20 protein-coding genes are annotated in these 19078 nt (G+C 41.4%); 8 read left to right on the forward strand and 12 right to left on the reverse strand.

The features are described 5' to 3' along the window. The first annotated feature begins 75 nt into the window (after positions 1-75). Complete coding sequence (locus SFC66_RS13075) at positions 76-357, forward strand: hypothetical protein (RefSeq protein ID WP_411219179.1); 282 nt, start codon at positions 76-78, stop codon at positions 355-357. 100 nt (positions 358-457) lie between these two features. Continuing rightward, positions 458-844: a hypothetical protein gene (locus tag SFC66_RS13080; RefSeq protein ID WP_411219180.1), complete on the forward strand. Its 387-nt coding sequence runs from the start codon at positions 458-460 to the stop codon at positions 842-844. Between the two features lie 25 nt (positions 845-869). Here SFC66_RS13080 and SFC66_RS13085 read toward each other — a convergent pair whose 3' ends face one another. Beyond that, positions 870-1523, reverse strand: a complete 654-nt coding sequence (locus SFC66_RS13085; protein ID WP_411219181.1) for a reverse transcriptase-like protein — start codon at positions 1521-1523, stop codon at positions 870-872. A 154-nt stretch (positions 1524-1677) separates the two neighbouring features. Between SFC66_RS13085 and guaC the strand changes: the two genes are divergently transcribed. The 4 genes from guaC (at position 1678) to SFC66_RS13105 (ending at position 4584) form a co-directional block, all read left to right on the forward strand. Beyond that, complete coding sequence (guaC, locus tag SFC66_RS13090) at positions 1678-2661, forward strand: GMP reductase (RefSeq protein WP_411219182.1); 984 nt, start codon at positions 1678-1680, stop codon at positions 2659-2661. Between the two features lie 118 nt (positions 2662-2779). Beyond that, positions 2780-3097 carry an antibiotic biosynthesis monooxygenase gene (locus SFC66_RS13095; RefSeq protein WP_411219183.1) on the forward strand — a complete coding sequence of 106 codons (318 nt, stop codon included), beginning with the start codon at positions 2780-2782 and terminating at the stop codon, positions 3095-3097. Between the two features lie 119 nt (positions 3098-3216). Beyond that, the gene (locus tag SFC66_RS13100) at positions 3217-3384 is read left to right on the forward strand and encodes a hypothetical protein (RefSeq protein WP_411219184.1); all 168 of its coding nucleotides are present in this window, start codon (positions 3217-3219) and stop codon (positions 3382-3384) included. Between the two features lie 234 nt (positions 3385-3618). Next, complete coding sequence (locus SFC66_RS13105) at positions 3619-4584, forward strand: aldo/keto reductase (protein WP_411219445.1); 966 nt, start codon at positions 3619-3621, stop codon at positions 4582-4584. Positions 4585-4624: 40 nt separating this feature from the next. Here SFC66_RS13105 and SFC66_RS13110 read toward each other — a convergent pair whose 3' ends face one another. The 4 genes from SFC66_RS13110 to SFC66_RS13125 form a co-directional block, all read right to left on the reverse strand. Then, positions 4625-5491, reverse strand: coding sequence for an SDR family oxidoreductase (locus SFC66_RS13110; RefSeq protein WP_411219185.1), 867 nt, complete (start codon positions 5489-5491; stop codon positions 4625-4627). A gap of 519 nt (positions 5492-6010) precedes the next feature. After that, positions 6011-6580 (reverse strand): hypothetical protein, encoded by a 570-nt coding sequence (locus tag SFC66_RS13115; protein WP_411219186.1) that lies wholly within the window; start codon positions 6578-6580, stop codon positions 6011-6013. Positions 6581-6653: 73 nt separating this feature from the next. Then, positions 6654-7484, reverse strand: a complete 831-nt coding sequence (locus SFC66_RS13120) for a glycerophosphodiester phosphodiesterase (RefSeq protein ID WP_411219187.1) — start codon at positions 7482-7484, stop codon at positions 6654-6656. Between the two features lie 115 nt (positions 7485-7599). Continuing rightward, a complete protein-coding gene (locus SFC66_RS13125) occupies positions 7600-8109 on the reverse strand; it encodes a DUF402 domain-containing protein (protein WP_411219188.1) in 510 nt (169 codons plus the stop codon). Positions 8110-8458: 349 nt separating this feature from the next. On the opposite strand from SFC66_RS13125, the gene SFC66_RS13130 reads away from it, so the two are divergent. Further along, complete coding sequence (locus SFC66_RS13130; RefSeq protein ID WP_411219189.1) at positions 8459-9307, forward strand: nucleotidyltransferase; 849 nt, start codon at positions 8459-8461, stop codon at positions 9305-9307. 101 nt (positions 9308-9408) lie between these two features. Here SFC66_RS13130 and SFC66_RS13135 read toward each other — a convergent pair whose 3' ends face one another. The 5 genes from SFC66_RS13135 to SFC66_RS13155 all read right to left on the reverse strand — a co-directional run bounded on the left by SFC66_RS13135 (position 9409) and on the right by SFC66_RS13155 (position 15260). Next, positions 9409-10431: an NADH:flavin oxidoreductase/NADH oxidase gene (locus tag SFC66_RS13135; RefSeq protein WP_411219190.1), complete on the reverse strand. Its 1023-nt coding sequence runs from the start codon at positions 10429-10431 to the stop codon at positions 9409-9411. A gap of 127 nt (positions 10432-10558) precedes the next feature. Further along, positions 10559-10981, reverse strand: a complete 423-nt coding sequence (locus SFC66_RS13140) for a MarR family winged helix-turn-helix transcriptional regulator (RefSeq protein ID WP_411219191.1) — start codon at positions 10979-10981, stop codon at positions 10559-10561. 131 nt (positions 10982-11112) lie between these two features. Beyond that, positions 11113-13314 (reverse strand): MMPL family transporter, encoded by a 2202-nt coding sequence (locus SFC66_RS13145; RefSeq protein ID WP_411219192.1) that lies wholly within the window; start codon positions 13312-13314, stop codon positions 11113-11115. Positions 13315-13410: 96 nt separating this feature from the next. After that, positions 13411-14064: a response regulator transcription factor gene (locus tag SFC66_RS13150; RefSeq protein ID WP_411219193.1), complete on the reverse strand. Its 654-nt coding sequence runs from the start codon at positions 14062-14064 to the stop codon at positions 13411-13413. A 14-nt stretch (positions 14065-14078) separates the two neighbouring features. Then, positions 14079-15260, reverse strand: a complete 1182-nt coding sequence (locus tag SFC66_RS13155) for a sensor histidine kinase (protein ID WP_411219194.1) — start codon at positions 15258-15260, stop codon at positions 14079-14081. Positions 15261-16173: 913 nt separating this feature from the next. On the opposite strand from SFC66_RS13155, the gene SFC66_RS13160 reads away from it, so the two are divergent. Next, positions 16174-16368 (forward strand): hypothetical protein, encoded by a 195-nt coding sequence (locus tag SFC66_RS13160; protein WP_411219195.1) that lies wholly within the window; start codon positions 16174-16176, stop codon positions 16366-16368. 273 nt (positions 16369-16641) lie between these two features. Here SFC66_RS13160 and SFC66_RS13165 read toward each other — a convergent pair whose 3' ends face one another. Both SFC66_RS13165 and SFC66_RS13170 read right to left on the reverse strand, forming a co-directional pair. Next, complete coding sequence (locus SFC66_RS13165; RefSeq protein WP_411219196.1) at positions 16642-17142, reverse strand: MarR family winged helix-turn-helix transcriptional regulator; 501 nt, start codon at positions 17140-17142, stop codon at positions 16642-16644. 145 nt (positions 17143-17287) lie between these two features. Then, positions 17288-19015 carry an ABC transporter ATP-binding protein gene (locus SFC66_RS13170; RefSeq protein WP_411219446.1) on the reverse strand — a complete coding sequence of 576 codons (1728 nt, stop codon included), beginning with the start codon at positions 19013-19015 and terminating at the stop codon, positions 17288-17290. Positions 19016-19078: the final 63 nt, after the last annotated feature.

Consider the following 19078-nt stretch of genomic DNA (forward strand, 5'->3'; position numbering starts at 1 on the left):
AGATGGTTGAATTAACATAAATTATCCCTTATAGTAATGTCTGTAATTATTCAATTATGTCAGGAGTGTATATTTATGGAACCTCAGTACAGAGAAACACAAAATAATGATCAAATGAAAATCATGCAGTGGGTATGGACTTTGGTGTTGACAGCAATCCCTATCGTAAACCTCGTCATGCTGATCATTTGGGCTGTCGACAAAACGAACCCTAGAAGGAATTGGGCTATTGCTACATTCATCGTCGGTGTTGCTGGATTCGTGATTGTTTTCATCATTTCTATTATTTTTACAATTGTCGGTGTCGCACTTATCCCTGAAACAGATCCGGTCAATTCCAACACATACTATTATTGATAACTTATCAGAAAGTTAGCAATTCTAATGCTAGTCTTCTAAAATCTGCGAAAATATCATATGATAGAGGTTGCAGACAATAATAGAGGAGTTTTTAGTCGTGACAGTACTTACGAAAACCGAAAGTCTGGATAATGTACTTGCTAAGATGAACATGCGCTCCAAGAAAAAACGGGCTCGCAAAAAATTCATCAAGCAGGCCATGCAGCAGTTATCTACCGATACTCAAACTACTGCAGCTGTTAAGCCAGCCGAAACCAAAGCAGCATATGCTTATGATAAGCTTCCTGTAGGATTTATGATCAAGACCGGTAAACAACACTTCCCTGAGGAAGATGTCTTCCGTTTCTATTACAATCAGAACCATCCGCAGGAGTATAAAAACAAGGAATTGCTGACAGAACGTTTCCAGACATTAGTGGAAGCAGCAACTGGTTCAACCAAAACCAGCTTGATCGAAGCTATCGATCAACAAACTTCCAAATAAAAATGACCGCCCTGACCCAGGGCGGTTATTTTTGTATGGTGCTGTCTATCTCGATATCTTTCAGGGCTTGGCTTGCAAGCTGGTCGGCTTCTTTGTTCTGCTTTCGATCCACGTGGATATAAGTTGCAGATAAACCGAGCGCACGTAATGCGTCATCCACTTTGTCCGCCCAATATTTCAGCTCTTTTTCATATACTGGCCAATCGGATCCCATCTGATTGACAACGATAAGCGAATCCATTAATACCTCAATTTCCTGATCCCTCACACCTGTTTCTTCCAAAATTCGTATCGCATGATAGAGAGCTGCGTATTCTGCTTCATTATTGGATATAAGCTGCTCCATTTTCTGATTCCGGCGAATGCGGTATTCCTTTTGGTCTTGTTCATAGAAAATCACACTGCCAAGACCAGCTTTGCCCGTATTCTTATCAAAACCTCCATCCGCATAAATCCTGACTTGATGCGGTTCCGTTTCCAATTCTTTCATGTAATTGCGCAGTTCCTTCATCGTCCACTCTGTATCATACTGATCGATTAACTCTGTCCGGTGTATTCTGGCACTCTGCTGCATATCTTCCATCAGCAAAAGAACTGCCCCCGGCGGCAAATAATCAGATAAGAATTCTGCTTCCGTACCTTTTGGCGTGCGATATATCATTTTCATTCTTAATTTCACGAAATCACCTCTCCTTATTATCATACCCATCTACTTATTTTTCAATTTTAATCACAAAACCTTTGCTTTGTTTTCAGAATTATTGTATAGTACCAAAGGGCGAACGAAATGAAAGACATCATTAAAAATAATTCGCCTTTAGAGGGGTATAATAATGGAAAATGTATTTGATTACGAAGATATTCAACTAATTCCCGCGAAATGTGTAGTGGACAGTCGTTCAGAATGTGATACGACTGCCACTCTTGGAAACCATACATTCCGTCTGCCAGTCGTCCCAGCCAATATGCAGACGATCATCGACGAAAACATTGCCACTTATCTGGCTGAAAATAATTACTTCTATGTTATGCATCGCTTCGAACCTGAAACAAGAGAAGCCTTCATCAAGAAAATGCAGGAACGGAATCTGATTGCATCCATTAGTGTCGGCGTAAAAGAAGACGAATATGGTTTCATTGAATCACTTGCAAGCAAGGCTTTGGTACCTGAATTCATCACTATCGACATCGCACATGGTCACTCCAACGCTGTTATCCGAATGATTCAGCATATCAAGAAGCATTTGCCTGAAAGCTTTGTGATTGCCGGTAACGTCGGTACTCCAGAAGCTGTCCGGGAGCTTGAAAATGCCGGTGCGGATGCAACAAAGGTTGGTATCGGACCAGGTAAAGTGTGTATCACGAAAATCAAGACTGGTTTTGGTACTGGCGGATGGCAGCTTGCTGCATTGCGCTGGTGCGCAAAAGCAGCAAGCAAACCAATCATTGCCGATGGCGGTATACGTACACATGGCGACATTGCCAAATCAGTGCGTTTTGGCGCTTCCATGGTCATGGTCGGCTCATTGTTCGCCGGCCACGAGGAGTCTCCTGGGGACACAGTGGAAAGAGACGGCAAGCTTTACAAAGAATACTTCGGCTCTGCATCTGAGTTCCAAAAAGGTGAAAAACGAAATGTCGAAGGCAAGAAAATGTTCGTCGAGCATAAAGGCTCCCTTCAGGATACATTGACGGAAATGGAACAAGATCTTCAATCTTCCATCTCCTATGCTGGCGGGACGAAATTGGACGCAATCCGCAATGTGGATTATGTGGTCGTGAAAAACAGCATTTTCAATGGTGATAAAGTATATTGATCATTCAGGAGCTGCCTCGTGCAGCTCCTTTTCAAATGCTGATAATCATTCTCATTGACTGCCTCCTCTCTTTCTGGTAGCGTTAAAGAAGATCAAGTTTTTTTGAGGAGGCAATCCTATGTTTGTGAACCAAGTTATTTTCGAAGGCGCAGTCGACGCCCAAGATAAAATTATAAATAAAGTGAAGCATACGATGGAAGAGCTGCAAGATGTAGCTGGTCTTAATTCAGCTGAATGCTGGAATAAAGATACGAAAAATAACGACACAATCGCATACAGCATCGTAACCAAATGGAATGAAAAAGCGGATTTCGTAGCTTGGATTTCCCGTGAATCCCACGTTGCTGAGCACCGTGCCATGCGCAAGGAGAAAAAAGACCAAGCTCCTGTCATGACGAAAACATTGCTGCAATATGAGGAAGCGAGTTTCGCTTAACTAACAATCCCCTTCTGCCGGACAGAAGGGGATTTTTTATTTGTCGTTTGGAAACTTATGGTATATATTTAAGTTAAAATATAGGGAATTATAATTTTATCATGAAGGAGGAAATCGTAATGACGTTACGGGAGCGAAGGAAAAAGCGCAAAAAAGAAGAAAATCCAGATTATAGATGGGATGTAATCGAGGTTTTCCTATGGGTCCCTGAACTACTGTTATACCCGTTACGCTTCCTCCTTTGGATGGCAAGAGGCGTCATGCGCTTGCTGCAGAACGGACCTTGAAACAGGGGTAGCTACATCAAAAATCGCAACACACTTGCTATCATCACTCTGCTAAAGACAGACAATCCATCTGAATTCAAGTGGCTTTTTGGCATGGATATATTCAATGAAACCTATTATCCCTTGTGTTTCATTTCCCAAAAGACGGGAACACAATTTGCAAATACACATGGGAAAGGTTGAATGAACTTGAAAAAAGTAACGCTGGGTACAAGCGAACTCGAAGTGACGTAAATTGCGTTAGGGACATGGGCTATGGGCGGTTTTATGTGGGAACGTGACGCTGATGAGAAAAGCGCTAAACGTACTGTCCATGCTGCACTTGACCAAGGAATCAACTTTATCGATACAGCACCTGATTACGGTCTTGGTAAATCTGAGGAATTCATCGGTAAAGCACTGCAGGATGCAAGCATTCCGCGCGATCAACTGATCCTGGCAGGGAAACCTGGTGTGAATTGGACCGATGACATCCAACTGTTCCGTGATATGCGCCCTGAGAGCGTGGAAAAAGAGCTTGATTTGACATTGAAACGCCTGGGCACCGATTACCTGGACCTTTATCAGGTACATTGGCCTGACCACGACATGCCGATGGAGGAACTGGCCGGCGTCATGCATGACATTTACAATAAAGGAAAGATTCGCGCTATCGGGGTAAGTAACTTTACACCGCAGGAAATGGAAGCATTCCAAAAAGAAGCACCACTTCATGTGACACAAAATCAATACAATATGCTGCAGCGCGGACTTTGGGAATGGTTCGATTATGCAAAGCGTCATCAAATCGGCGGATTGGCCTGGGGACCGATGGCACATGGATTGCTGGCGGGGGAACTCACCAAATCAATGACTTTCTCAGAAGATGATTTCCGAGCTTCCCATCCTTTATTTGAATCAGGTAAATTCGAAGCTGTCCTTGATGCAGTCGAGCAATTGAAGAATTTCGCTGCGAATCGGGATAAAACGGTAGCACAGCTGGCGATGCGCTGGGTATTGGAGCAAGATGGTGTCGATGTAGCCCTTTGGGGTGCATATTCTCCAGAGCAGCTGAATGAAGTGACAGGTGTCACCGACTGGACGCTAAGTAAAGAAAACCTGCTTGCCATCGATCAAATACTCAAGCTGCACATCGATGATTGGAGCAGCAATTACTTGGATGCATATGCACCAGCTGAAAGATCACAAGTCAAAGCATAAAAAGAAGCACCAGCCAAGATGTGGCTGGTGCTTCTTTCATTCAAGAGGAAGTCCATTGTCCTCCATTGATATGAATCGTCTGGCCTGTCATGTATGAACTCTCAGCAGAAGCAAGCATCACATATGGCCATGCATGTTCGGATGGCTGACCGGGACGCCCCATCAAATTGCTTTGACCGAAGTTTTCGATATGTTCTGCTGGAATGGATGCTGGAATAAGCGGTGTCCAAACCGGACCAGGCGCAACGGAATTCGCACGAATGCCTCTTCCTGCCAGGCTTTGCGCAATACTGCGGATCCACGCAGTGATTGCACCCTTCGTTGCTGAATAATCCATGAAGATGGCATTTCCTTGGAAGGCATTGATGGAAGAAGTTGCGATGATCGAATCCCCTTCCTGCATATGTTTGACGCTTGCCTTCGTCAAATAAAATAACGGGAAGAAATTAGTCCGGAATACTTCTTCGAATTGCGCACTGGAGATTTCCTCTACATTTTCAACAACATACTGAATCGCTGCATTACTCACCAAGATGTTGATCTTGCCGAATTCTGCTACCGTTTTTTCCACCAAGTCATTGCAATGCGCTTCATCTTTTATATCTCCTGGCAGCAATAAGCATTTTCGACCTTCTGCCTCCACCAAGCGCTTCGTCTCTTCTGCATCTTCTTGTTCATCCAAATAAGAAATTGCCACATCGGCGCCTTCTTTAGCATAGAGGATTGCTACCGCACGGCCGATTCCTGAATCGCCCCCAGTGATAAGAGCTGCCTTGTCCTGCAGTTTGCCGGCGCCTTTATAGTTGAGCGGCTGGTGCGGCAGCGGCTCCATCCTTGCTTCAATGCCAGGCTGGCGATCTTGCTCTTGTTCCGGTGTACCATTTGTTTGCATATCTTTAGGTTCCATGATCAATCTCCTTTACTGGTTTCTATCATGGATACCTGTTCCACTTTTTCATAACTATAAACCTGGCGAGGTAAAAAGGTATCATATGATTCTCAACCTATCTTCATAAATTCGATTCGTACTCAAATGGTCGCTTCTTGGGTTTTTCACTAATTTACACCGGGTAAATATAACTAGAAATTTTTATCATTACATTTGATGAACAATAGATGTCCGGGAGAAGATGCATGATGCTTATAATCACAATCACTACGCTATCCATCATACTTTCCATTCTGATAAGGAGGATATATTTAAAGAAAATTGTCTATGACCATCTTCAACATAATGGTTTCAAGAGAAATACCATTCTTTATATCAAGCCTTTCATTTCATTTCTGAAGGGTAAAAGGAAGCTGTTGGTCGCGGTTTCCATTAAAGGAGATGAGAAACTTTATTACTATTACTTGAATGAAGATAAAGAAGTACACCTAGACTCATACATCAGTAAGGGGCAAGAATATATCCTATAGAGACAACTTAAGAGATGTGTATATACTTGAAACCATTGAATCTGAGATGCAAGGGGTTAGCAAAATCATAAGGATAAATGAACCCCTTTCTTCCGGGGGATACCCAGCTTCCTCCTTTAAGATAAGTCTTACTGATCACCTTGAATTCCAATCCGGCCTTATAATATGAAAACCACACTAACTCACTGCAATACGTACTATCCTTCTTTAGCTTAGGGTTTCTCGTTATTTTATATCTGATATCCTTGTTATAGAAATGCTCCAGCGCAATGTCAGCGGCTTTCCGACCGATATGTGCTGATTTAGGACGGATTATGATGATTTTATTGTATCTTTTTTTAAAGCTCTCCACTGTGATCAATTTCGGATATGGATAACCTATCCACCTGGATGTGTGCAGTATTTGCGTCGAACTCACAAGAATACCGACATGACCGATGAATCCATTGAAACCAACACTCTTCGTTACAATGATATCGCCTTTTTGCAATTCACTTTTAACTTGATCCAGATTTCCTTTTTTATAATTGTACTGCAAACGCAGTTTATTGAAAGACTTTGTTTTTGTAAGCAACATGTTTCACCTCAGCTAACGATAGATAAAGTGTAATTTCCCGTTCCAAAAAAAGTTATTCAAAAAAAGCAGACTCTTAATTTAAAGAGTCCACTTTCGAAATTGCATATTCAGGGTTGTTTGTAAATATGCCATCAACTTTCAATGCCAGCATTTTATCTGTCAGTTTCCTTTCATCGTCATAATAATAAACATGTAATTTTAGATTGTTATCATGTATCTTCGTAACCAGGTCTGCATCAACACTACCTGCGTAGATACCCACACCAACCGCGTAATCACCTATGTGCTGAAGAGTATGGTCATCAAGTTTTTCCACCTCTGCTTTGCGCAGCAATCGAACAAAGGGAATATCTTCGTTCAATTCATGGATTTTTATCATACTTTCTTCTGAAAAAGACTCTAGAATAACTTTGCCCTTGTTTATAAGATCTTGACTTTCCAATATCGACACTACTTGTTCTTCCATCTCGATGTTGCCTTTAGTATCTGTTCTTGTCTCGATATAATAATTGACAGAGTCTTTGTAATGGTTGACGATCTCTTGCAAAGTAAGGATCTTCTGATCTTTGGTTACGTGCAGATCTTTTAACTGATCAAGTGTAAGGTTCTCTACTAAGCCCGAACCATCCGTGACTCGGTCTACTTCCTCGTCATGGATGGCTACTAATTGATTATCTTTCGTTTGACGCAAATCGATCTCTATATAATCTGCGTTATCAGTTTTTGCACGGTCATAAGATAAGTAAGTATGTTCAGGCTCTAGTTCTGATGCACCTCGATGCGCAATTATTAATGGTTTATATGTTGGTGAACTATCATTTTGTCCTTCCTCGTTGCTCGCAGATGCACAAGCAGAAAGGATGAATAAAATGAGTAAACTAAAACAATAAAATATTTTTTTCATAACTTTACTAAACTACCATAATAAGAAAAAACTTACAACTACGTTTACGACTCATCAATAGAATTATAGAAAATGATATTTCTCAACATGTGATTAAAGCACAGTTTTCCTCATATCATAATTCGTAAGCCTTTAACAACGCTAATCCGCTTCCATCAAAAGGAAATGCACCACTGCTTATTTTCATCCTCAGTTCCTCAAGCGATTCCCAGGCATACGCTTTTAGTTCAGCGGGATATCCATACTTCAAACTGTTTTCCTCGAATTCATCCATATCTACAACTTCCCATTCTCCATCACGACTTTTCACTAGATCCAAATCCAAGTCAACAAAACAGAGTTTGTCACCTTGGAGCTTTGAAGGCTGAGCAATATTACAATAATAGGATTTAACCTTTCCGTCTACCATTTCCATAGCCACTGTGTAGCCCTCATGAAAGAAGAAATATTCCAAAGATGTGACAGGTATCGTGAACGTTTTGTTTTTTGTATGGTGTATCAGTTTCCTTCCACTTTGGCAGAGCACTATAATATAATCGGAAGTTTGCTTCAATAAGTGTCCTTTCCATTCATAATGTGGAATATCAGGATACTTCAATGATTTCATCTGGATCACCTTTTGCATGTGTTCCTCCCTCTTTCAGTAGTTTGAATGACTGTGTTTTGCAACCTTATTGATATTGCCCTTTTCCACAGATAATTAATTCATATATGACACTTAAGCCTGCTTTCATACGATATTAACTATAACCTGGTTATTGCATTACTGCTGACATACCTACAATTGATTGGTAAATTCTGATAAAATCAGTTTAACATAAGATTTCTTGAACTACGGCTTATCATCTAACTGAATTTTATAGTATTTACCCTCCTTCCTATTAAAGCGGATAGAAAACATATTCAAATCAATGCATGTAATTCTTCCATCTCGCCTGCCGTGTTCTTGAATTTATACCAAAGGAGTTGAATACGTGGTACAAATCAAAGCAATCGGGCGCTTTTGCATGAGTGACGAACAAGGTTACATCGTGAATGAAGCAAGCCTTGAAAGAATTCACCGAGTCTATCGTGATGTGATAAGGAATATGATTCACGTTTATAAAACGCAGTTGGGAGCCAACCTTCATAGTATTTATATCAGGGGATCTATTCCGCGTGGAGTGGGAATCAGTGGTGTGTCTGACTTAGATACAATTTGCCTTACGAAATACAAAGTTGCAGATTTAGATCTAACGTGGGTTGAACAAGCTGAAAACGAGCTGAATCAAAACTTTGACTGTGTGAATGGAGTGGAGTTGAGCTTCCATCACATCGATGAAATTTGTATTACAAAGTCTTTCACCATCATTCCCTTTATGATCAAAACACATAGCGTTTGCGTTTATGGCGATGATGTGCGTAACCATCTGCCTTCTTATAAAGCAGATCATGCACTCGCCAACGATCATATCTTCAACTTGCAGACTTTATTGAATATAGCCAGAGATGAACTCCAGGGAAATGAGGATATAGAAGATATACTGGATTGTTGTGTTTGGATCATGAAAATCATGGTCAGAGGAGGATTGGCTCTGGTACTGGAAAAAGAAAAACAGTATACGCGGGATTTATATCCAGCATACAAAGCGTTTTCCAAATATTTTGCTGACCAGGAACAGAACATGAGACAAGCACTGGATTATGCCATCAATCCGATCACTGATACGGAACAATTAACTACTTTTCTAGATGAGTTCGGGGGATGGATGATAAAAGAGTCCGAAAAATGGTTAGCAGCGCATAACCCATCAAGGATAAAAAATATGCTCATGAATCTTTAGTAAAGTGTAAACAAAATTCTCCTTCATTGAAGAGTAGGAAATACGGTATACAAAAAAAGCCCGCCTGATTCTGAATCAAGCGGGTGAAAATAAACCTATAATTAGAATCCAGCTTCGTATTGCTTCGGAACGTTTGTCTCTTTTCTCAACAGTTTAGCAGCTTCCAATGTCCAATAAGGATTTCTGAGCATACCTCTGCCAACTTGCACAAGATCTGCATCTTCATTTCCGATGACTGCATTGGCCAAAATCGGATCATCCAATCTGCCGACAGCCATAACCGGAATTTGCAATGCTTCTTTGATTTGTCGCGCTAACGGAACTTGATAAGCAGCATGCGTGCCCGGTCTTCCCCAAGCAGCAATCTGACCTTCCCCGCCAGAGGAAACATCGAACACATCTGCCCCGGCCTCTTTATAAGCTTTTGAAAACTCGATGCTTTCTTCGATATCGTAGCCGCCTTCCACATATTCTTTAGCCGAAATACGCATGATCAATGGCATATCTGCCGGCATTTCAGCTTTAGCGGCTCCAATGACTTCACGGCCGAATTTCGTCAGATCCTGGCCGTACTCATCATCTCGTTTATTGGTGAGTGGTGAATGGAATTGGTGGATAAGATATCCGTGGGCACCGTGTATTTCAATGGCATCAAAGCCAGCTTGCACTGCACGTCTTACTGCTGAGCCGAATTTTTTGACCATCTCTTTTACTTCTTCCGTCGTAAGAGCTCGTGGTGTTTTGGAGTTTTCGTCAAATGGGATGGCAGATGGTGCTACAGGCTCAGCTGCATCTTCTGCCTTGCGTCCTGCATGAGCAATCTGGATTCCGATTTTCGCTCCATGACTATGGACTGCATCCACGATTCTGGCAAGAGCCGGAATCTGTTCATCAGACCATAAACCTAAATCATAATCCGTGATTCGGCCGTCCGGTTCTACATCTGTCATTTCCACAATGATGAAACCTGCTCCGCCCACTGCCCTGCTGATATAGTGCTGATAGTGCCACTCGTTGGCGATACCGTCTTTTTTGTCCACGGAATATTGACACATTGGGGGCATGACCACCCTGTTTTTCAATTCCAGATTTTTTATTTTATATGTACTGAACAGATTTTCCATATTCAAGACTCCTTTAATCATAAAATATATGCATAACGCATACATTTAAATTATCGTTTTTCAAACTTCCAGTCAAACGAAAAGCTCAAACAAAAAAGCACCTAAACAGGTACTTTTCATGTACATCTTATAATTTCTCCAGCAATTGCTTTATCATTCTTTCCGGGTCGATTTGACTCATATTATGTTGAATCACTTCATGAAAACACGGCAAACCGCGATGTAATTTATCTTCACCCAAAGCTGTGAGCTGTGTATATGTTCCTCTCCGGTCATCTGTACACACATGTTTTTGCAAAGCGCCGCAGCTGTTTGCTTCCATATTCCCGACCAATCTCGAAAGAGCACTTTGACTCAGACCGATCAGTTCCTGCAGCTTTTGAAGCCGGAGTTTTTTCTCTGGTGCTTTTGAGAGATGATATAGTACATAAAACTCCTTTATCGATAGACTGCATTCTTTTTGCAGAGCCGACTCGAGTTCTTTTTTTATTTTCAGTTGTAGATTGTCCAAAGCCAACCAATCATCCATGAATGCATGGTTTGTCATCATAGAAATTCCACCTATTCGTGTCTCGCATACTATACGTTTACTATACTGTAATTGTAAGGGGAGCTCAAACCCAATTTAGCACAAAAAGAAAACAGACCATGTACATCAGGAGTACATGGTCTGTTTGAAGCCTAGTTTGAACTTGCCTGTTTACTAGAGCTTGTATGTTGTTGTTCATTGAGTTTCTCAGACAGTTTATGTCCTTCGATATCAACATTCGGGATGATTCTATCAAGCCATTTTGGCAGATACCAAGTTGCATGGCCCAATAGTTTCATCACGGCTGGTATGATTGCCAGACGTACGATGAAGGCATCGAACAAGACACCGAATGTCAATGCCAATCCCATTGACTTGATCATCGTATCTCCCGCAAAAATGAATCCAGCAAATACGAAGATCATGATCAAACCGGCTGCTGTAACGACAGGACCGCTGTATTTGAGACCTGCGAGGATTGATCTTACCGGATCTTTTGTAAGCGTGTATTCTTCATGCATGCGGCTGACGAGGAACACTTGGTAGTCCATCGCTAAACCAAAGAGAATACCGATAACCAATATAGGCAGGAATGCCAATATCGGACCTGCTTGCGGGATTCCGAACAATCCGTTCAAATTACCATCTTGCAAAATGAAGACTGAGAAACCTAATGTTGCCGTCATCGTAAGCAAGAATCCTGCCACTGCAGTAAGCGGTACAAGCAAGGAACGGAATACAACCAGCAGTAAAATGAAAGCAAAGCCGACGATGATGGCACCAAAGATAGGAATCGCATCATTCAATTTTTCGGCAATATCAATATTGATGGCAGTCAAACCTGTGACTTGGAATTTAATATCCTCTCCACCATCGTTCAATGAAAGATCTCTTATTTCATGAACAAGATCAGTTGTTCCACTATCGTTTGGACCTGTTTCCGGCGTGACGCTAATGATGGCATATCGACCGTCTTCATTAGGCATTGCTGGTGTAGCCATACTTACATTATCCAGCTTGCCGATTTCTTCTGTCGCTTTCTGGAATTGAGCTGTTTGGTCTCCGCTCGTATCCGACGCATCGACTAGCACAGCCAAAGTTCCATTGAATCCATCACCAAAACCTTCAGCCAGCAAATCATACGCCTGACGTCCTGGATTGTCTTCAGCTTTCATCCCGTCATCAGGCAACCCGAGTCGCATATCCGTAGCTGGAATGCTGATTACCAATAGGATGACGATGCTGATGATTGCAACAATAAACGGATGCTTGGTAACGAATCGTCCCCATCCGTTTGATTCTGCATTTCCTTTGGATTCTTTGGAAAACTTGCCTAGAAGGCGATTTTTCTTATTGATTTTGTTGCCGATAAGTGCCAGAACTGCAGGTCCAGCAGTAATCGAAACGAGCACTGCAAATAGGACACTTAATGCTGCCGTGATACCCATCGCCGCAAGGAATGGAATACCTACTACCGTTAAACCACATAGAGCGACAATGACGGTCAAACCTGCAAAAACGACAGCTCCGCCGGCCGTGCCATTAGCTCTTGCAATGGATTCGTTGATTTCAATTCCATCTCTGACTTGCTGTTTGTGTTTCGAGAAGATGAATAGCGCATAATCTATTCCGACAGCCAATCCGATCATGACAGAAAGTGACAAACTGAAGGATGTGATATCGAAAATACTGGAACCGATCAGTGTCAGACCTATGCTGGTGACCAAACCAAGCAAGGCGTTCAAAATCGGCAATCCTGCAACCAAGAAGGATGCAAATGTGATACTTAATACAATGAAGGCCATTACAATACCGATGACTTCGGAGATTCCTCCGATCTCAAGTTCAAATGGCATGATGGAACCGGACATTTCAACTTGCAGTCCGTCATCTTGAGCACCTTTAACGCTGTCTTGTGCATGTTCCAAAGAGGATTCCGGTACCTTTGCAGCCGCTTCTTTATACGTTACGTCTGCATAAGCCACAGTTCCATCCGCACTTATCGTTTGTGCCTCAAATGGACTTGCGACAGACTCGACTTCTTTATCTTCAGCTACTTTAGCCAGCACATCAGCAATGGCTTGCTGAGCAGTTTCAGACGTTACATCCTCGTTATCCCCAGCACCAAAAATGATCCGCAGGGAACCTTTGTCCGGCCCGCTCGGGAATTCTTTCTCCAATAACTTACTCGCATCCTCTGACGGAGTACCTGGAATACTCATATCGTCCGAGAAAGCTGGTTTTAAAATCAATGCTATGGTGAAGATGATTGCAATCAGGACTACCCAAGCTGCTAGAACAGCTTTCTTATGCAATACACTCCATTTTCCTAATTTGTATAATAACGTTGACATAAAAATCTCCCTTCCAGCCTCTAACTATCTCACCTAATCATTTTAACCAAATAAAACAGGAAGGAGATGTACGTTTGGGCAGAACATCAAAAAAAATTAAAATTTATTATTGTTCAAATGTATCAAGCCGGCTTCAATTGCCACTGCAACTGCTTCCGTCCTTGAATCCACACCAAGCTTATTGAATATCGCAGTCAGTCTGGACTTGATGGTCCTTTCCGAAACCCCCATATCGAAGGCAATTTCCTTACTGGTCAACCCTCGTGCCACAGCCTGGAGGATGATTATCTCTGATCGGGATAGCTGCACTTTTTCTTTTATATTCCGCCTTTTTTCTTGGTAGTTACGGATTCTTTTCAGCATATCATCTTTAATCAATGTTTCTCCATTCATCGCTGCATCCATGGAATGGAATAAAGATTCCAAGCTCGTGTCTTTCAGCAAATAACCTTTTGCTCCCAGGTCGAATCCTTCTGCTAGCAATTGGTCTTCGTTATATGTCGTTAAAATGATGATTGGTAAGTCTGGATGTGTCACAGACAATTTCCGGATTGCTTCCATCCCGCTCATGATCGGCATATACAAATCCATCAGCACAATATCCGGGTTCAATTCATTCACCAACTCGATTGCTTCTGCACCATTGCCGGCTTCGCCGACGGTTTGGTAATTTGGATTTGTTTCGATCAGTAACTTGAGTCCTTCCCTGACAACAACATGATCATCTGTTATAAGTACTTTTCGTGCCATTCTATTTCCCACCTTCATGGTATGCTGACCGCTATTTTCGTTCCTTGTCCAATTTGGCTGTCTATCGTGATACGCCCACCTAGTATGCGTACGCGCTCTTTCATCCCTATCAATCCATAATGACCTTGCTTGTGGAGAACTTGATCTACCTGGAACCCGATTCCATTGTCACTGACTTCCAAATAAATGTCTTTACCATGTTTCGCCGTTGCAATGACAGTTACCTCAGTCGCCTTGGCATACCTCGCTACATTGAGCAAACACTCACTTACAATCCTGGAACAGTGTTCTGTCACTTTAGGTGATACGGAGTGCACTATCGCAAAATCCAAATGACAGGAAATACCGGTAGCAGTCGTGAACTGCTGGATATTATCACGCAATATATATTCCAAATCCGTACTTTCCTCATGCAGACGCAAATCATCGATCACAAGACGACTATCAGCCAGTACCGTGCCGGCCCCTTCTATCGCCAAATGCGTTATCTGCTGTGCACGTTCGTAATTTCCATTGGTAAGGTGTGCATTGATGGCTTCAAGCTGCATCTTGATCCCAGCTATTCCTTGCGCTAACGTATCATGCAAATCACGCGCCATCCGCTGCCTTTCGTGATGCAATGTCAAATTCTCAACCTGATGATGCGCCTCCTCCAACTCCTCCAAAAACTGCTGCGTCCTGATTCGTCCATTGACCTGCTTGAAAAAGATGGCGGCATAGCCAACTATGATGACCGTGGATGGAATGGCTCCAACAAAGAAAATGAACAAACTCTCTTTTGGAACGATGATGACGGAGGCAATGATGGAAAGACTTATCAATATAAGAAAGAACGCAATCCTTTTTTGTCCTACCATCCCTACCACTTGTCCTAACAACAGGGGGAATAATGCAATGATTGTCGCATAGAGATCGTACATGAAAAAAGCACTGCCATATACGATCATTCCTTGCACGACAAAATACATCCAAGCCCTTTTTGGCAGGAAGCGATCTGAGAACCAGTATAAGATGCTAAAAATAAGTATAAGTAAGCTGAATGTTCCATAAAGCAAGAAAGAGCTGCCCGCTTCAATCTGCAGAAACATAGACGCAATGAAAGCAATAAAAATCCAGATCAAGCCTGGTATTCTTGCTGCCACCATGTTATTGTTCTCTTGCTTTATATTGTTCTGTTTCTCTATATAATTGTCCATATCATGTCTCCTAAAATATATGTACGTTTATTATGCACCATTATAATCTATTCTGTCTTTCCCATTCGGGCAGTCGGAGCATTACAGCTGATGTGGTCGTTCTTTCTTGCTGCTAGTCAGGAAAAAGAGCGTTGGTCACCATTTGTAACACTATAACAGGAGGAATAGCTCCTTATCTTGCAGGATGCTCTTCCTCCTATTATCTTATAGATATATTTGTTTATTAGCTTAGACCGGCTCTTCCAGAGATCTCTTCCCAAGTCACATCGGAATCAATATGATCCGTTTGCAGACGCTTAAAGACTCGTCAAGATGACGTCGAATTTTATATGCTGATAATCTGATTCATCATTTCATCCATCTGCAGCATTCCGCATTGTTTCCGTAAAGCATTCCATTGGAGTGCTGAAGAGATCGCCATGCTATTCTACTAGTCTGACATTACAAGCTTCTTTTATCAGTAATCATTCACTACAGTCTAAGTAACTGGATATCCATCCACCCTAACTGATTCATTTGTGATTCCTTATACACTCCTGTCTGCTGCATCAATTCCAATCTGGCGCCATTCGAAAAGGTCAGGAAGTATGAAGCAAAACCCTTCCTCTCATTTACATACAGCTTATTACTCTCCGCTCCATAAAATCCCCTCATTCTCTCGATATCTTTCACCCAGATCGCTATATGTTCGATTTTCTTTTTAAGACTCTCCTCCCGACAATACTTTAGCCTGTACCAGTAATATGTATATCCAATAGCTTTTTCCTATAGGTAATTACGAAAGAAGCATATATCCTGAGATCGATTTCATGTCAAGAAAACTTTATTTTAAAAAGAGCAGCAAGACAACACATAATGTACACAAGCGGAATTTATAATGAGAATAATTAGAAAAAACAAAAGGAGACGTAAGATGTTATTGCTTTTAATCGGCTTGCTTGTTGTAGTTGTCATAACTGTCACCACTCCTAAAAATCTTTTTCATTCTCCAGACGAAATCTCTGCAGCCATAGCCCAAAAAGCTAAAAAAGATGCAGCACACTACATAAATTCTACTAGAAACAATAGCAGCAATTCCGACGTTCCCAAGTTGCGAAATCAAATATAAACTTGCAATGAAAAAAGAACAACAAGCACTCAGCTTGTTGTTCTTTTTTTCATTACATGCTGTCTAACTCTCTGTTCATCAGCACCTTAACCAGACAATTTTTGGGGTTTGCTTCTTATATATCCTTTCAATCTCCAGTGACTCATTGTCCATTTTTTTGAGTCTAATGCATTTCCCCAGTAAGCATTCTTCAACCGTCATTACAGCAAAAGGAATACCCAGAAGTTCAGTGCTTATCGTTTATCTGTGTGATCTTCAATTGAATATAACAACTTATTCATCTGTTTTTTTAGGCAAATTCAACACATCATATGAATCTTCATAATCCATACCCTCAGATACCATTTTTTCTTTTACTGCCTCTACGAATAAATGCATCCCATGCACGAATGATTCCTGTTCATTTGCTTCTAATTGATTTAAGACGTCGAGAATCATGTGATTCAAATAATCATTATCACCTTTATTTATTGCTTCTTCAGCAGCCTCAGTCAATGTAATTATGACGGATCGTTTATCTTGCGGATTTGGAGTTTTCGTTACAATTCCTTTTCCTATTAATCGTTCAACTATTTCTGAGACTGTACTTTGAGTCATTTTCAGATTTTGAGTCAACTGTTTGATGCTGATGTTTTTATCTTTTGCCACTTCAACAATGACCCTCATTTGGGGAACTGTAAGACCAAAGCCCTCAGCGCGCTTTTGATTACCTTTGGCTATGAAACGTTGCAGAAAGTCTATTGATGCACGAATGTACTCTGCTTTTTCTATCATTCAGCACCCCTCCATAATTCGCTCTGTATTATGATCACGGACATAAGTTGGATAAATCCATCTGTTCACCTGATCATTTTCTTCCATGCAGTTTAAAAAGTTATGTATCCGGAAAAGCTCGTCACGGCAGAACGAGCTTTCTCTATTACGAAGCAGTTTCGAATTGACTATTATAAAGTTCTGCGTAGAAACCGCCTTTACGGATTAATTCTTGATGATCCCCTGATTCAATGATATCGCCGTCTTTCATCACTAAAATGAGGTCGGCATTTTTTATCGTGGACAGTCTGTGTGCGATGACAAAGGATGTTTTCCCTTCCGTCAGTTTATCCATTGCTTGCTGGATCAGCACTTCTGTGCGCGTATCTACAGAGCTTGTCGCTTCATCAAGAATAAGAAGCGGGGCCATTTTCACCATTGCCCTCGCAATAGTAATCAGCTGTTTTTGTCCTGCAGACAAACTCGATTTATCATCCAAAATGGTGTCATATTTGTCAGGCAGCGTCTGAATGAAGTGGTCAAGTCCAACAGCTCTACAAGCTGCTTCTACCTCTTCATCCGTTACATCCGTTCTGGAATAGACGATATTATCACGGATAGATCCTTCGAACACCCATGTGTCTTGAAGCACCATGCAGAATAAATCGTGCAAACACTCTCTGGTCATCTGATTTGTGGCAATACCATCAATAGTGATTTTACCGCCGCTTAATTCATAAAAACGCATAAGCAAATTTATCAACGTTGTTTTCCCTGCTCCTGTTGGGCCAACGATGGCTACCTTTTGCCCTGCTTCCACACTTACGGAAAAGTCCTTTATGATTAATTTGTCTTCCTCATATCCAAATTGAACATTTTCGAACTTCACATCACCTTTGACATTTTCCAATTTCTCCATTTTGTTACTTTCCTTAGCAAGCTCTTCTTCAGCTAAGATTTCAAAGACTCTCCCACTAGCCGCTGCTGTCGATTGCAAGTTAGTTGCTGCTTGGGCAATCTGCTGAAGTGGTTGGGTGAATAGACGAATGTACAGCATAAACGCAACAATCACACCGAATGATATCGTGCCATTCACTGCCAAGGCTGCTCCAACAATACAGACCACTACATAACCAAAGTTCCCTATGAACATCATTAATGGCATCATCAAACCAGACAAGAATTGTGATTTCCATGCACTATCATATAAGCTCGTATTAATGACAGAAAAATCCTTTTTCGATTGATTTTCTCCATTATATGCTTTTACGACATGATGACCGGAATATGTCTCTTCGATATGACCATTCAGCCTGCCAAGGTCTTTTTGCTGCTGCGCAAAGTAGCGTTGGGACTTCGAAATGATAAAGATCATCAGTACAAACCCAATTACGGTTGAAAGTACTGCTGATATGGCCATGATCCAGTTTGTATAAAACATCATGAATAAAGATCCCAAAAACATCGTGAGGGCTGTAATCAGACCACTGATGCTTTGGTTCATTGTCTGACCAACCATATCCACATCATTCGTCACTCTGCTCAGGACATCTCCTGTAGTAGTAGAATCGAAGTATCTCAAAGGCAGTTTATTTATCTTGACGGAAATATCTTTTCTTAGTTGCTTGGAAATTCTTTGTGTAACTGTAGCCATTATATAGCCTTGGATGTAATTGAATATAAATCCTAAGCCATATAAAAACACCAGTAAAATGGCAACTTTGAAAACCGCATGCATATCAATACTTCCGCCTAATCCCACTGTGATAAGATCCGTCATCTTGCTCAGTTGGTTAGGGCCGACAATATTGAAAATGGCAGCCGACATAGCAAGTATCAGGGCAATGATTATTGCCGGAAAATAAGCCTTCGAATACGAAACCAGATCTTTTATGCTTTTTACGCTCTTGCCATTTTGAGAAACATGATTGCTATCATCTCTTGATTGTTTAACTGA

Source organism: Terribacillus saccharophilus (genome assembly GCF_046592895.1).
Classification (GTDB): domain Bacteria; phylum Bacillota; class Bacilli; order Bacillales; family Amphibacillaceae; genus Terribacillus; species Terribacillus saccharophilus_D.

Excerpts from the sequence above, each read along its gene's own strand:
- SFC66_RS13115 (WP_411219186.1), bottom strand. The coding sequence starts at position 6,580 with ATGTTGCTTACAAAAACAAAGTCTTTCAATAAACTGCGTTTGCAGTAC.
- SFC66_RS13150 (WP_411219193.1), bottom strand. The coding sequence starts at position 14,064 with ATGGCACGAAAAGTACTTATAACAGATGATCATGTTGTTGTCAGGGAA.
- SFC66_RS13165 (WP_411219196.1), bottom strand. The coding sequence starts at position 17,142 with ATGATAGAAAAAGCAGAGTACATTCGTGCATCAATAGACTTTCTGCAA.
- SFC66_RS13120 (WP_411219187.1), bottom strand. The coding sequence starts at position 7,484 with ATGAAAAAAATATTTTATTGTTTTAGTTTACTCATTTTATTCATCCTT.
- guaC (WP_411219182.1), top strand. The coding sequence starts at position 1,678 with ATGGAAAATGTATTTGATTACGAAGATATTCAACTAATTCCCGCGAAA.
- SFC66_RS13110 (WP_411219185.1), bottom strand. The coding sequence starts at position 5,491 with ATGGAACCTAAAGATATGCAAACAAATGGTACACCGGAACAAGAGCAA.
- SFC66_RS13160 (WP_411219195.1), top strand. The coding sequence starts at position 16,174 with ATGTTATTGCTTTTAATCGGCTTGCTTGTTGTAGTTGTCATAACTGTC.
- SFC66_RS13100 (WP_411219184.1), top strand. The coding sequence starts at position 3,217 with ATGACGTTACGGGAGCGAAGGAAAAAGCGCAAAAAAGAAGAAAATCCA.
- SFC66_RS13155 (WP_411219194.1), bottom strand. The coding sequence starts at position 15,260 with ATGGACAATTATATAGAGAAACAGAACAATATAAAGCAAGAGAACAAT.
- SFC66_RS13125 (WP_411219188.1), bottom strand. The coding sequence starts at position 8,109 with ATGCAAAAGGTGATCCAGATGAAATCATTGAAGTATCCTGATATTCCA.
- SFC66_RS13140 (WP_411219191.1), bottom strand. The coding sequence starts at position 10,981 with ATGATGACAAACCATGCATTCATGGATGATTGGTTGGCTTTGGACAAT.
- SFC66_RS13135 (WP_411219190.1), bottom strand. The coding sequence starts at position 10,431 with ATGGAAAATCTGTTCAGTACATATAAAATAAAAAATCTGGAATTGAAA.
- SFC66_RS13075 (WP_411219179.1), top strand. The coding sequence starts at position 76 with ATGGAACCTCAGTACAGAGAAACACAAAATAATGATCAAATGAAAATC.
- SFC66_RS13095 (WP_411219183.1), top strand. The coding sequence starts at position 2,780 with ATGTTTGTGAACCAAGTTATTTTCGAAGGCGCAGTCGACGCCCAAGAT.
- SFC66_RS13145 (WP_411219192.1), bottom strand. The coding sequence starts at position 13,314 with ATGTCAACGTTATTATACAAATTAGGAAAATGGAGTGTATTGCATAAG.